Annotated in this window: 10 protein-coding genes and 1 riboswitch; of the genes, 1 reads left to right on the forward strand and 9 read right to left on the reverse strand. The window is 62.1% G+C overall.

What is annotated here, in order from left to right; genetic code table 11:
* Window positions 1-32: 32 nt before the first annotated feature.
* The 9 genes from AACY02_RS03215 to AACY02_RS03255 all read right to left on the reverse strand — a co-directional run bounded on the left by AACY02_RS03215 (window position 33) and on the right by AACY02_RS03255 (window position 11,688).
* The gene (locus tag AACY02_RS03215; protein WP_339430720.1) at window positions 33-263 is read right to left on the reverse strand and encodes a cysteine-rich CWC family protein; all 231 of its coding nucleotides are present in this window, start codon (window positions 261-263) and stop codon (window positions 33-35) included.
* Entirely contained in the window at window positions 256-1,743 is a 1,488-nt protein-coding gene (locus AACY02_RS03220) for a sensor domain-containing diguanylate cyclase (RefSeq protein ID WP_339430721.1), read from the reverse strand. Before AACY02_RS03220 ends, AACY02_RS03215 begins: the two co-directional genes overlap by 8 nt.
* A gap of 218 nt (window positions 1,744-1,961) precedes the next feature.
* On the reverse strand, window positions 1,962-3,734 hold the full coding sequence (atzF, locus tag AACY02_RS03225) for an allophanate hydrolase (protein ID WP_339430722.1): 1,773 nt from the start codon (window positions 3,732-3,734) through the stop codon (window positions 1,962-1,964).
* A gap of 24 nt (window positions 3,735-3,758) precedes the next feature.
* Complete coding sequence (gene uca / locus AACY02_RS03230; RefSeq protein WP_339430723.1) at window positions 3,759-7,406, reverse strand: urea carboxylase; 3,648 nt, start codon at window positions 7,404-7,406, stop codon at window positions 3,759-3,761.
* Window positions 7,407-7,597: 191 nt separating this feature from the next.
* Window positions 7,598-8,251 carry an urea amidolyase associated protein UAAP2 gene (locus tag AACY02_RS03235; RefSeq protein WP_339430724.1) on the reverse strand — a complete coding sequence of 218 codons (654 nt, stop codon included), beginning with the start codon at window positions 8,249-8,251 and terminating at the stop codon, window positions 7,598-7,600.
* Window positions 8,252-8,262: 11 nt separating this feature from the next.
* A complete protein-coding gene (locus AACY02_RS03240) occupies window positions 8,263-8,988 on the reverse strand; it encodes an urea amidolyase associated protein UAAP1 (protein ID WP_339430725.1) in 726 nt (241 codons plus the stop codon).
* 13 nt (window positions 8,989-9,001) lie between these two features.
* Window positions 9,002-9,790, reverse strand: a complete 789-nt coding sequence (locus AACY02_RS03245) for an ABC transporter ATP-binding protein (RefSeq protein WP_339430726.1) — start codon at window positions 9,788-9,790, stop codon at window positions 9,002-9,004.
* A complete protein-coding gene (locus tag AACY02_RS03250) occupies window positions 9,787-10,602 on the reverse strand; it encodes an ABC transporter permease (protein WP_339430727.1) in 816 nt (271 codons plus the stop codon). The genes AACY02_RS03245 and AACY02_RS03250 overlap by 4 nt, the downstream gene beginning before the upstream one ends.
* 18 nt (window positions 10,603-10,620) lie before the next feature.
* Window positions 10,621-11,688, reverse strand: coding sequence for a putative urea ABC transporter substrate-binding protein (locus AACY02_RS03255; protein WP_339430728.1), 1,068 nt, complete (start codon window positions 11,686-11,688; stop codon window positions 10,621-10,623).
* A gap of 63 nt (window positions 11,689-11,751) precedes the next feature.
* Window positions 11,752-11,852: riboswitch (guanidine-I (ykkC/yxkD leader) on the reverse strand.
* A 283-nt stretch (window positions 11,853-12,135) separates the two neighbouring features.
* Between AACY02_RS03255 and AACY02_RS03260 the strand changes: the two genes are divergently transcribed.
* Window positions 12,136-12,399 (forward strand): hypothetical protein, encoded by a 264-nt coding sequence (locus AACY02_RS03260; RefSeq protein WP_093438415.1) that lies wholly within the window; start codon window positions 12,136-12,138, stop codon window positions 12,397-12,399.
* Window positions 12,400-12,410: the final 11 nt, after the last annotated feature.

Here is a 12,410-nt window from a genome sequence, read left to right on the forward strand (position 1 = left end):
TTCAGGTTTCGCTGGGTGAAGGGGCGCGCATCTTACGGGATCGTCTGGCTGGCCGCTTGCAGTTGCGCCTGGACCTGCGCGCACCGTGGGCACAGGCAGGATGTGTCGCGCCGTTCGGGCGGCAATGCTTCGAGCACGGCCGGGTCGATGCTCACGCCGTAGCACCAGCAGGCGCGGTCGGCGGTGCGTGGGTCGGCCAGGCTGCAGTCGTTGCGGGCACCGCAGGCCGGGCAGAGGTCGGGTCTTGCATTGATGTCAGGCATAGGTCGAGTGGGGCATTTCCACGCAGGTGCGGTTGCGGCCGGTTTGCTTGGCCCGGTACATCGCATGATCGGCCCGGGACAGCAGGCTGTGCAAGGTGTCATCGCGTTGCAGGGTGGTGGCACCGATGCTCACCGTCAGATTTAGCGTATGGCCGTTGTAGGCATATTCGTGCTGTTCGACGTGCTGACGGATCTTCTCTGCAATGTTCTGACCGGTTTCGCCGTCGGTGTCCTTCAGCAAAACGATAAATTCCTCACCGCCCCAGCGGCAGACGATGTCGGCATGGCGCAGGCAACTCTGTAGATCCCGGGCGAAACCGATCAACACTTGATCGCCTGCCATGTGGCCGTAGGTGTCGTTCAGCACTTTGAAGTGATCGAGATCGAGCAGCAACGCGGTCAGCGGCTTGGTCTCGCGTTGCGCTTCGTGCAGGGCTTGCGCGGCCAGCAGATCAAAGCCGCGCCGGTTCGGCAGTTCGGTGAGGCTGTCGAGCGTGGCCTGGGCCTGGATTTTCGATTGAAACCGTTTGATCACACGGTTCAGCACTGCCAACACAATCAAGGTCACCAGCAGGCAAATCAGCAGATTGAGGTACAGCGACTGACGGATTTCACTCAGTGCACCGTCCTCGCGTTTATCAACGAACAGGTACCAGTTCAACTCCGGGATAAACCGCACGTTGAGGAAGTGCCCCTGGCCGTGGGCGGAGTATTCGTAGCTGCCGCTGTGGGGCTTGGGCAATTGGCTGACCAGGCTTTTCATGCTGTCGATTTCGCCGAGGCTCTGGCCAATGTGCGCGCCTTCAGGTCCGCCCTGGGCACCGGTCAATACCAGCCGGCCAAAGGTGTCGACGAAGTAAACACTGCGTTGATAGCGCTGTTGGTATTTGTCGATCAGCTTGATCACCGCGTCCACCGTCAGGCCGACACCCGCCGCGCCGATGAAGCGGTTGTGGTAGTCGTAGACCTTGTAGTTGATGAAGAACGTCAGGTTGTCCTTGTTGGCCAGATCCGGGTCGACGTTGATCTCGTACGGGTCTTTCATGTCGCGCACGCGAAAGTACCAGGCGTCACGCGGCTCCTCGACCTTGACCTGCTTGAGCACGCCTTTGGCGTGGTAGTAGGTGAGGGTGCTGTTGGAGACGAAAAACGCGGTGTAGGCGCCGTAATGGGTCATGACTTCGTCGAGATAACGGGTCATCTGCTCGGGGTTCTGTTCGCCGTTTACCACCCAGTCGCGCATGAAGGTATCGCGGGACATCATCGAGGAAATCAGGATCGGCCTGACAAGGTCTTTCTGGATTTCCGAATACACGGTGTCGGACGTCAGCGGCAGTTCGGTGTTGACGATGTTGTCGCGGATCGACGTGCGCGAGGCGTAGTAGCTGAGCAACGAGGTGGCGAGGAAACCGGCGCCCAGCAGGGCGATCAGCGTCAACACCAGTGAACGTTGGGAGTACAGCGCAGAGCGATGCGGCATGGCAGATCCGTTGGCAGTGGCCCGATGGCAAACATTCTAACGGGACTGCGGGGCAAATATCTGCTCCATGTGCGGTGCGAATGGTCGTTCCTGTACTGGCCTGAAGTGGCGCCACCCCTTATCGGTGTGCGCCTGCTCGCGATGGGGCCGTGACATTCACCCATGGTGTGGCTCAAACACTGCTATCGCGAGCCGGCTCACGCCTGCCAAGGAGCGCCTCAGGCCAGGGTTTTCAGATAGGCCCGCCATCCGCCCAGATGGCTGATATCCACGGCGCCCTCCAAGCCATACGGCTCACAGATGAACCCGCTCTCCCAGCGCCCATCCGCCAGTTGCACCTTGCCCAGGCCGAGCGGGGCGGGAATACCGGTAAGGAAGGAGCCCAATTCGCTGCTCGGCAACTCCCAGACTTCCACCGCAATGGCCACGCCGCTATCCTTCACTCTGACCATGCCCGGGCGCTTCGGTGGGCCACCCGCCAGGGCGTGAAGTTGATAGTCCGGCGAGCTGAACGTGGTTTCCAGCAAGCGCCCACCCCGTTGCGTGAGCTGCCCGTTCAACGGCAAACCTTGCAGATGCGCGCCGCACACCACCACGCGCGCGCGGTCATTGCGCGCCACGTTCGCAGGTGATGGCTGCGCGCAATCTTGCTGGCGCTGCAGCGCATCCGCCACGCTCAACAGGTATTGATCGGTGAACGCCCGTCCGAACAGCGTCACGCCCCACGGCAAACCATTGGCCATGAACGCGCTTGGCACGGCGACGGCGGCGTAATCGAGCAGGTTCATGAAGTTGGTGTAGTAACCGAGTTCGGAATTGCGCAGCACCGGTTCGGCGTCCAATTGCGCCAGTGTCACGGGACGGCCGAGGGTCGGGGTCAGCACGCAGTCGAGGTTTTCGAGGGCCTGATCGCAACGCGCTTTCAGGGCTTGCAGCCGATATTGGGCGCGGAAGGTCTGCACGCCCGTCACCGCCGCAGCCTTGGCCAGCACGGCGCGGATCACCGGCAAGACCGCTTGGGGATTCTCTTCCATCAATTCGCCCGCCACGCTGTAGCGCTCGGCGACCCACGGCCCTTCGTACAGCAAGCGTGCGGCTTCCAGGAACGGCGACAAATCCAGCTCGACCGCTTCGCCACCCAGGGCCTGGAGCCGGTCGATGGCATCGCCGAACAGCAGCGGGCCTTCGACGCAGCCGAAAAACTCCAGATCCTGCGCACGCGGGACCCCGAAGCGAAACGGCTGTGGCGCACCGAATGCCGAGCCGTCATTCCACGCCGGATTAGGGCGGCTGTACTCATCCCGTGGATCGAGTTTTGCGGTCAGTGCCAACAACTGACTGGCCTCGCGCGCGGTCGCGGTAAACGTGGTGACGCAATCCAGCGTCCGGCACGCCGGCAGCACCCCGGCCGTGGAGATCAGCCCTTTGCTGGCTTTCAAACCGACCAGGTTGTTCAGGGCCGCCGGCACCCGCCCTGACCCTGCAGTGTCGGTGCCCAGGGCAAAACTCGCCACGCCCAACGCCACCGCCAGCGACGAACCGGCGCTGGAACCTCCGGACGGATATTGCGGCAACACGCTGTTCGGACATGCGCCGTAGGGTGAGCGGCTGCCATTGAGGCCAGTCGCAAACTGATCGAGGTTGGTCTTGCCCAGCGGCACCGCTCCCAGCGCAATCAACTGCTCGACGATGGTCGCCGAGCGCTGTGGCGTGTAAGCGAACGCCGGGCACGCGGCGGTGGTGGGAATGCCCGCCAGATCGATGTTGTCCTTGATCGCAAACGGCACGCCGTACAGCGGCAGGCTGTCGATGTCGCGGCCGTCGAGGGCGGCGAGGTACGGCTCCAGTTCATCGACACTGAGCAAGTGGATGAACAGGTGATAGTCGGGATTCAGCGCGGCGGCTTTTTCGCGCAGTGCAGGCAGCAATGTGCGGGGTGTTGTTTCGCCCTTGATATAGGCCTGGCGCAGAACATCGAGTTGCAGATTCATGAGTTGATCCTTTTACAAATGGGTTCAGTCGAGCTCCAGCACCACGACCCGTTGACCTGCGCGCACCGCCGAACCCGGCTGCACACGAATTTCGCGTACGACGCCAGCCATTGGCGCGAGCACAGGGATTTCCATCTTCATCGATTCGAGAATCACCAGCACATCACCCGTCGCGACGCGGCTGCCAGCCTCGACTTGCACTTGCCAGAGGTTGCCGGCGATATGGCTTTCGATGCTCTGCAGGCCGTGCGCCAACGGTGCGTCCTCGGTTGATGGCGGCGCCACCTCTTCGCTGTCGAAGTGCGCCTGACCACTGGCGATCCAGCGTTCGCGCTCGGCGTTGAACGCGCCTTGTTGTTGGCTGCGAAACGCACTGATGCTGTGCGCTTCGCGGCTCAGAAAATCCTGATACTCAGCGAGGTTGAGCTGGCTGTGCTCGATGTCCAGTTCAAAACGCCCGAGGGGGAAATCCCTGCGGATGCGCAGCAACGCTTCGGCGCTGACCGGGTAAAAACGAATCTGGTCGAAGAAACGCAGCAGCCACGGTTTGCCATCGAATGCCGCCACTTCGCGGTAGCGATTCCACATCTGTAACGTGCGCCCGACGAACTGATAACCGCCCGGGCCTTCCATGCCGTACACGCACAGGTAAGCGCCACCAATACCCACCGAGTTTTCGGCGGTCCAGGTGCGTGCCGGGTTGTATTTGGTGGTGACCAATCGATGGCGGGGGTCGAGCGGAGTGGCCACCGGCGCGCCGAGGTAGACGTCGCCAAGGCCCATCACCAGATAGCTCGCATCGAACACCGTGCGCTGTACTTCGTCGAGGTCCGGCAGGTCATTGATGCGGCGGATGAACTCCAGATTGCTCGGGCACCATGGGGCATCCTTGCGCACGGTGGTCATGTATTTCTCGATCGCCAACTGACAGGCCGGGTCGTCCCAGGACAGCGGTAAATGCACGATGCGCGACGGCACCTGCAAATCCTTGGCCGCGCACACCGCGTCCCACTCCCCGGCGACGATGCCGAGCAGGTCGGCGAGTGGCAATTGCTCGGGCTGGTAGTGAACTTGCAGCGAGCGAATGCCCGGCGTGAGGTCGATCACGCCGTGCAGGGATTTGCTTTCCAAAGCTTGCATCAGGGCGTGAGCGCGGAAGCGCAGGACCAGATCGAGTTCAGGCTCGCCGATTTCCAGCAACAGGTGAGTATCCCCACAGACTCGCGCAACAAGCCGCCGATCCCCCTGACCCAACTCCAACACCACGGGCGACACCAAACCCTGTGGGAGCGGGCTTGCTCGCGAAAGCGGTGTGTCAGGCACATCAATGTTGACGGACACGGCCTCTTCGCGAGCAAGCCCGCTCCCACCGTGAGAATCCCATTGCAGGGCGAGTTCGCGGGCGGTTTTGAGGTCCACCGGGATGAACTGGATTTTATCGCCAGCCTTGAGCTGCCCTAGCTGCCACAGATCGGCTTCGATCACCGTCACCGGGCACACAAACCCGCCGAGGCTCGGGCCGTCCGGGCCGAGGATCACCGGCATGTCACCGGTGAAGTCCACGGCGCCGATGGCGTAGGGATTGTCGTGAATGTTTGAGGGGTGCAACCCGGCCTCACCACCGTCGGCGCGCACCCATTCCGGTTTCGGGCCGATCAGGCGCACGCCGGTGCGGCTGGAGTTGAAGTGCACTTCCCACGGGCTCGCGAAGAAGGTGTCGATGGCGTGTTCGGTAAAGTATTCCGGTGCGCCGTGAGGGCCGTACATCACGCGAATCTGCCGCACGGCCGGCAACACGCTGATGTGCTGCGCCGCAAGTTGTTGACCGGCGCTGCGATCGGCCAGCGCCGGTATGTGCAACACGTCGCCAGTGCGCAGCGCACGACCGCCATGGCCGCCGAACTGGCCGAGGGTGAACGTGCTTTTGCTGCCCAGATAGTCCGGCACCTGCAAGCCGCCGCGCAGGCACAGATAACTGCGCGCCCCGGCGCCGTTGATACTGCCAAGGTTCAACGTCGCGCCCGCCGGGATCAGCAGCGCGGTGTTCATCGGCACGGTTTGACCCTCGCACGCCAAGGCAATCGGCGCCCCGGTCACCGCCACCACTGCCTCGCAGTTGAAGCGCAACATCGGCCCGCTCATGGTGATTTCCAGTGCCGCTGCGCCGTCGGCATTGCCAAGCAGGCGATTGCCCAGACGCAGCGCCCGGCTGTCCATTGGCCCCGAGGGCGGCACACCGACGGCCCAGTAACCGAGGCGACCGGGATAATCCTGCACGCTGGTTTGTGTGCCGGCGCTGAGCACCTCAAAGGTATTGGCGCGATAAACCAGGTTCTCCAGGCAACGGGTCCACGGCTCACCGCTGGCGAACGGGGTGTCGAGCAGAATCTGGCGCAGGTAATCGCGGTTGGTTTCCACGCCGTACAACTGGCTGTCACTGAGCGCCTGATGCAGTTCTGTGCGCGCTTGTTCACGGGTCGGTGCCCAGGCGATGACTTTGGCAATCATCGGGTCGAAGTATGGCGGGATCTCGCAGCCAGCCTCGACCCACGTGTCGATGCGCAACTGAATGCCGTTGGCCGGTGGGAATTCAACAGCCGTCAGCAGGCCCGGGCTTGGCTGAAAATCACGCCCCGGATCTTCGGCATACAAGCGCGCCTGAATGGCATGGCCGCCGGGTTTCAGGTCGCGGTACAACTCGGCGAGCGGCGCCAGCTCACCCGCGGCCAGTTCGACCATCCAACGCACCAGATCCACGCCCCAGACCTGTTCCGTGACGCCGTGCTCGACCTGCAAACGTGTGTTCACTTCAAGAAAATAGAAGCGCTGCGCCACGCTGTCGAAGACGAATTCAACGGTACCGGCGCTCCGGTAATTGACCGCTTTGGCCAGTTTGATCGCCGCTGCACACAGCTCATCGGCCATGCCGACTGGCAGGTTGGGCGCCGGGGTTTCTTCGAGGACTTTCTGGTTGCGCCGCTGCACTGAACAGTCGCGCACACCGAGGGCGATGACTTCGCCGCGACCATCGCCGAATACCTGCACTTCCAGATGCCGGGCGCGCTGAATGTATTTCTCGATGAACACCCCGGCGTCGCTGAAGTTGTTCTGGCCCAGACGCTTGACCGCTTCGAATGAGTCGCTCAATTCGCTGGCGCTGCGGCACACGCGCATGCCGATGCCACCGCCGCCAGCGGTGCTTTTGAGCATGACCGGGTAGCCGACGTGCTCGCCAGCGATCAGCGCCGCGTCGAGGCTGTCGAGCAGTTCGGTGCCTTCGAGCATGGGGACGCCGTGCTGTTTCGCCAAAGTGCGCGCGGTGTGCTTGAGGCCGAACACCCGCAGTTGCTCCGGCGTCGGGCCGATGAAGGCGATGCCTTGGGCTTGGCACGCTTCAGCGAAAGCGGCGTTTTCCGAGAGAAAACCGTAGCCGGGATGAATCGCCGTGGCGCCGCTTTCTTTGGCAATCGCGAGGATTTTATCGACCGCCAGATAAGTGCTGGCCGCTGCACCTTCGCCAAGGCTGTGGGCTTCATCGGCTTGCAGGATGTGCAGGCTGGCGGCATCGGCTTGGGCGTAAACGGCGACGCTTTTGACCTGCAACGGCGCGAGGGTGCGCAGAATGCGGCAGGCGATGGCGCCACGGTTGGCGATAAGGACTTTTTCGAACATGGCATAACCCCTGAAGGGGAAGCGGGCCGTCCCGCCGTTTTTCGACTGGCATCCGGGTCGTCCCGGATGAAAAACACGTTCTCCCAATCAGCACAAAACCCTTGTGGGAGCGGGGCGTTCGGACGGTTTCAGGCACTGCCCGGATCGGGCCTGGCATAAGGCAAACAACCAGCGGCGCAAGCGGCGCAATTTCAGTTCCATACCAGCAGCTCCGCAGGGGTCGGGTTGTAGGCGTTGCACGGGTTGTTCAGTTGCGGGCAGTTGGAGATCAGCACGATCACGTCCATCTCGGCGCGCAGGTCGACGTATTTGCCCGGCGCGGAAATCCCGTCTTCGAAGGTCAGTCCACCGTCGGCAGTGACGGGGACGTTCATGAAGAAATTGATGTTCGGCCCGATGTCGCTTTTGCCCAGTCGCCCATCGTGCACGCAGGCGCGCAGGTAGTTGTCGCGGCAGCTGTGCATGTAGCGTTTTTCCAGGGCGTAGCGCACGGTGTTGCTCTCTTGCGCACACGCGCCGCCGAGGGTGTCGTGGCGTCCGCAGGTGTCGGCGACGAGGGTCAGCATCGGTTTGCCCAGATTGGAATAGAGCACGCTGCCGGTGCTCAGGTAGACGCTGTTCTGCCGACGCAAGGTGCGTTGCACGTCGTAGCGTTCTTTGGGGTTGGCGAGGCTGTAGAACAAGGTGTCGATCGCCTGGTTGCCTTCCAGATCAAGAATGCGCAGGGTCTGGCCGGCCTTGACCTCCATCAGCCAGGGTTCGCCGGCAGGGATGGTCGCGCGGTAGACCGCGGTGTCGGGTTGTCTGTTTTCGCAAACGTCAGCAGTAGCGATGGCAAATGACATGGCGGCGATCCTCAGGCGAACAAACGGTCAGTGTTGATAAATCCGCGCTCGTTCTCGGGGCGCGAGGTGCGGCAGTGTTCGGCGACGCTGGCGTCGGCGTTCATCCAGCTCAGCTTCAATGGTTTTGGCGCGTAGTCCGGCGCCGGGTCCATCGGGTGTTGCAGGGCGGTGAGCACCACCAGTGTGTCCATCGGTGCGTATAACTCGATGTAGTCGCCAGCCTTGGAGTGGTCTTCGACGAAATGCAAATGTCCCGCTTGATCGACGTTCACGCGGCTGAACAGGTTGAGGGTCATCAGCAGGTCGGACAGGCCCAGCCCCCACTTGCCCAGCTCCACCAACAGGTTGTCGGTGCCATTGCGAAAGAAGCCATTGCGCAGTTCCTGGTAGCGGCCCTGGCCGTACTTGTGCGCGACTTCTTCTGCGCAAAGCACACCGCCGAGGCTGTCGCTCCAGCCGCAAGTGTCGGCGGTGATGGCGGCCAGCACGCGGCCCATGTCCGAATACAGGCAGTGGCCGGTGGTGAGCTTGGCGGTGTGTTGGCATTTGAGGCTGTCGGGCAGGTTCAGCCGCTCGGTTTTTTCGTTGGCGTTGAGCAGGGTCAGGCTGACGTTGGCGCCACCGCGCAGATCGGTCAGGCGCAGCAATTGGCCACGCTTCAACACGAAGGAACGGTGACCGCCACCGGGCAGCATTTCTTCTGCGAACGGTGGGAACAGTTGGGTCGAATCAGTCATTGGAAAGTGCCTCTCAAGCAGTTCGAAGTGCGCCCGCCAGTGACGCCGGCAAGGCTTCGACGGCGGCGCGTTGGGCGCGGCGGTCGCTGTTCAAAGGGATGTCATAGGTGATGCGTGCGCCATAGGCGCCGGGGGCATGCGGGTCGAGTCGAACCTTGTCGAACACCAGCAAACGAGTGCCCAGGCTGAAACCTTCGGACAGGTCATGGGTGACCATGAACACCGTCAACGGCGTCTCGCGCCACAGGTCCAGCAGCAGGGCATGCATGTCTTTGCGGATGCCTGGATCGAGTGCGCCGAACGGTTCGTCGAGCAGCAATACTCGCGGTTTCATGATCAGCGCCTGAGCAATCGCCAGCCGTTGCTGCATGCCACCGGACAGTTGCGCCGGATATTTGTCCAGCGCATGACCGAGGCCAACTTTGTGCAACAGCGCCGAAGCGTGTTCGCGTGCCTGGCGCCTGGCGCTGCCGAACAGACGCCCCAGCAACGGCGAGTGCGGTAGCTCAAGGCCGATGACGACGTTGTCCAGCACGCTCAGGTGCGGGAACACCGAGTAGCGCTGGAACACCACGCCACGGCTGGCATCGGGCTCGCTGGCCAGCGCTTGACCGTCGAGCAGAATCTCGCCGCGACTGGCGGTTTCCTGGCCGAGCAGCAAACGCAGGAAGGTCGATTTACCGCAACCGGACGCACCGACCAGCGTGCAGAACTCGCCCTCGTTGACGTTCAGGTTCAGGCCTTCGAGCACGACCTGATCGGCGTATTGCTGCCAGACGTTTTTCACACGGATGAAGCTCATTTGGCGGCCCCTTCGTACCAGGGAAATGCGCGCCGCGTCAGGTGTTTCAAACCCCAATCCATCAGCCAGGCGAGGAGGGTGATCCACACGACGTAAGGCAGGATGACGTCCATCGCCAGATAGCGGCGCACCAGAAAAATCCGGTAGCCGAGCCCGTCGGTGGAGGCGATCGCCTCGGCGGCAATCAGGAACAACCACGCTGAACCGAGCATCAGCCGCAGCGATATCAGCAACCGTGGCAGTAGTTGCGGCAGCACCACGCGCAGCATCAGCGTCCAGGTCGAGGCGCCGAGGGTCTGCGCCTTGATCAGCAACTCGACGGGGATTTCCCGGGCGCGCTGTTCCAGATCCCGAGCGAGTGCCGGTGTGATGCCGATCACGATCAGCATCACTTTGGACAATTCGCCCAAGCCGAAGACGATGAACAGAATCGGCAGGATCGCGAGCGGCGGCACCATCGACAGCACCGTCAGCAGCGGTGACAACGGCGCACCGAATAACGGTAAAGTCCCGGCAGCGATGCCCAGACACAGCCCGGCCAGCGCAGCGATACCGAGGCCGATGGCCAGGCGCCGCAGGCTCGAAGCGGTGTCCTGCCACAACAGGTAGTCACCGGTACGTTTGTCGGCATTGAAGGCCAGGCGTGTTACCGCGTCGCTCATTTGCACTGCGCTGGGCAGCAGTTTGTCGTTGGGGTTGTCTGCCAGTCGCTCGGCCGAACCCATGAAGTAGGCGAACAGCAGCAACGCGAACGGCAGGATCACCAGCAACAAGCGGCTCGGACGATCCGGGTGGCGATTGATCAGGCGCATGGCCAAATCCTCCGTGGCTTACAGCTTGGCGTCGGCGGCCATCTGCACGTAGGTCGGATCGAAACGCAGCTTGAGGTTGCTGGTGTCGCCGCTGGTCACACCGTTGGCGAACGACATGCCGACGGCGCTGGTGTCTTTGGCGCCTTCACCGAGCAAACCGTGCTCGAACGAAAACTCGGCGACTTTGCGCATGGTTGCCGGCAGTTGTTTGCTGGTGGCGAAACTCAGTGCTTCGCTCGGGGTGGCGAACAGTTTGGTGGTGTCGAGTTGCGCCTGGAATCCGGCCAGATCCGTGCCCGAGGCCTTGGCCATGTGCTCCAGCGCAGTCTTGCTCGCGGCGTTTTTGGCGTTCATCAACTCGACCACTTCGAACCACGCGCCAGTCAGCGCTTTGCCCAGCGCCGGGTTGTCTTTGAGGGTGGCGCTGTTGACCACCATCATGTCCATGATCTCGCCGGGAATCTGACTGGAATTGAACACTTCGGTCACCCCCGGTTTGGCCTTGATGTCCGAGAGCATCGGGTTCCAGGTAGTGACGGCGTTGACCTGTTCGGTGTTGAAAGCGGCGGAGATATCGGCGTCGGAAGTGTTGACCACTTTCAGGTCTTTCTCGGTCAGGTCCACCGAGTCCAGCGCCCGCGCCAGCAGGTAGTGCGACACCGACAGTTCAACCAGATTGACGTCCATGCCCTTGAGGTCGGCGACTTTCCTGCCTTCACCCTTGAGCACGATACCGTCGTTGCCGTTGGAGAAGTCGCTGACGATCAGTGCGGTGCTGTCGACGCCGCCAGCGGCGGGAATGGTCAGTGCGTCCATGTTGGTCATGGTGCAGCCGTCGAACTGACCGGCGGTGTACTGGTTGATCGATTCGACATAGTCGTTGAGTTGCACGACGTCGATCTTGATCCCGTATTTCTTCGCCCACTTGTCGACAATGCCCTGGCTGCCGGCGTACTCCCATGGCATCCAGCCGGCATAGATTGTCCAACAGACGCTGAAATGGTCTTTCTGGGCGGCGGGGGATTGGGTGCTGACAAGCGCGGCGAAGACGGCGGCGAGCAGGGCGGGTAGGCGTAGTCGTGACATGGTGGTTTCTCCAGTTGATCAAGGGCGGACAGGAAGGCAACGCGGCACCGCGAACGGTGGCTTGTCTCCCGGGCTTTTGTCCCGCCGTGTAACCTCAACTGGAGGTCGCCAACTCTCGGACCAGTCACTCGCAGATGCGAGCCGGAACCCTAGTCAGCCATTGCAAATTGTGGTGCCGCGAACCTGTGATGACTCCTGCACGGGTTTGCTAAAGCGAGACGCGTGCCAAGTCGCGTCAGGCGCTCTGGCACGGGCGCGCGGCTTACCTAGTGTTGGTGGCGAGGCTGCTGAGGCGCTTTGAGTTGGTGCGCGGCTGCACCGTGATGCAGCGTGTTTGCCGCTGATCCGATGATTTTGCGCTGTTGGCACTCGGTCTGGGTTTGCCAGTCAAAACAGATGTCAGCCGGTCTGTGCCGACTGCTGTCGCGGGTCTTTCAGGAGGCCGCCATGCTTATTCAAAAAACATTGCGAAGGGTGCTGCTGGGAGCGGTGCTCGGTTTGGGTCTGTCCGGTTGTTACTACTACGCCGGGCCCTACGATGCTTATCCGTCTACCTACTACTATCCCGGCTATTACTCACCTTATTCCTACGGTGGTTATTACGCTCCGCGCTACTACGGCGGCGCGCGTTATTACCACGGTGGCTACGGCTATCGAGGCGGTTACGGACGGGGTTATCACGGCGGCGGATATCACGGTGGCCACCATTAATCAGCGGCTGA

The organism is Pseudomonas sp. EA_65y_Pfl2_P78, assembly GCF_963970495.1.
Taxonomy (GTDB): Bacteria; Pseudomonadota; Gammaproteobacteria; order Pseudomonadales; family Pseudomonadaceae; genus Aquipseudomonas; species Aquipseudomonas baetica_A.